Source organism: Nitrosospira sp. NpAV (assembly GCF_000832065.1).
In the GTDB taxonomy this organism is placed as follows: domain Bacteria; phylum Pseudomonadota; class Gammaproteobacteria; order Burkholderiales; family Nitrosomonadaceae; genus Nitrosospira.
This window is the reverse complement of record NZ_JXQM01000089.1, coordinates 1-252: the sequence shown is the minus strand read 5'-3', so window position 1 is coordinate 252 and position 252 is coordinate 1. Positions and strand designations below refer to the sequence as shown.

Annotated in this window: 1 protein-coding gene; it reads left to right on the top strand. The window is 34.5% G+C overall.

All coding sequences use genetic code 11. From position 1 onward, the window contains the following. Positions 1–252: ABC transporter substrate-binding protein (locus SQ11_RS16960; RefSeq protein ID WP_156972535.1), on the top strand; the 252-nt coding region annotated here is incomplete at both ends.

Below are 252 nucleotides of genomic sequence, written 5' to 3'. Positions count from 1 at the left end.
AGGCATCTATTCATGGACAATCTATATCATTTGAATATGTTTTATCAAAAGATCCTGACCTGTTATTTGTTGTAGATAGAACACGGGCAGTAGGTGGGGATGATTCAGATAGTGATCTGAGCAAAAACCCCGTTATTCAGAAAATAACAGCTTACCAAAAAGGTCATATTATATATTTGAATCCCGAATTATGGTATCTTTCTGGTGGTGGTTTACAGTCTATGAAATTGATGATTCAAGAAATCTATGATC